This window comes from Vibrio sp. D173a (assembly GCF_030248475.1).
Genome location: NZ_JAHGAH010000664.1, coordinates 1 through 1,054, shown reverse-complemented (window position 1 = coordinate 1,054; position 1,054 = coordinate 1). Strand labels below are relative to the sequence as shown.

General features: G+C 42.8%; 1 protein-coding gene. It reads left to right on the top strand.

What is annotated here, in order from left to right; genetic code table 11:
- Positions 1-370 precede the first annotated feature (370 nt).
- Positions 371-1,054, top strand: a 684-nt coding sequence (locus KIV40_RS28325; RefSeq protein WP_285352541.1) for an amino acid permease, incomplete at its 3' end; no start/stop codon positions are given.

The following is a 1,054-nucleotide window of genomic DNA, read 5'->3' as shown; positions in this document are numbered from 1 at the left end:
AAGCTCACATATTTGACTAATTTCAGTTAACTTATTGGCGTCTGATCTTTAATCTTCTTGTTGAAGAGATAGTCGCTTCTACACAATAAAAAACGACATAAAGCCCCTACAAGCCTTTAAATAGTCGAAGTGTAGATGTTCAACTCTTCCATCCTCTTCTTTGTTAAATATGGTCTCCACCAAGTAATAAATTTACTTAAAGAGTCATAAACACAGAGAAGACCGATCGTAAAAATAACAACAATAATCGCTCTCCCCCTTCTTTAAGAAAGGGAGTTAGCAAACCAACACAATAATGAAAACGCGGTCTAGATTTTCCTCTCTAGAACCAAGTACTAACGATCATCAACGTGATTCACCGGAGAACATCATGTCCGATAATAAACGCAGTACGATAGGCAAGTTTGCCCTACTGTCTATGACCTTCGCGGCGGTTTATAGCTTTAACAACATCATTAATAACAACATCGAAATCGGCCTCTCTTCGGCTCCGATGTTCTTTTTAGCAACCATCTTTTATTTTGTTCCTTTCTGTTTGATTGTTGCTGAGTTCGTATCCCTGAATAAAGACTCAGAAGCAGGTGTTTACTCCTGGGTTAAAAGCTCTCTTGGCGGTCGCTGGGCGTTTATTTCAGCTTACACATACTGGTTTGTTAACCTATTCTTCTTCACGTCTCTGCTGCCTAGAATCATCGCTTACGCGTCGTATGCTTTCTTAGGTTTCGAGTACATCTTCACGCCAATGACCACTGCGATCTTGAGTACTATTTTGTTTGCGGTCGCGACGCACATCTCTAACAACGGCGCGAAACTGTTAGGTCCTATCACCTCATTAACTTCGTCACTGATGCTACTACTAACCATGTCTTACATTCTGCTATCAGGCGGTGCGTTGATCGGTGGTATCGAGCCAGCTGACCCAATCACCATTGAAGCAATGACGCCAAGCTTTAACTGGGCATTCCTAGGCGTCATCACATGGATCTTCATGGCGGCTGGCGGCGCTGAATCGGTCGCAGTTTACGTAAACGACATCAAAGGCGGTCACAAGTCT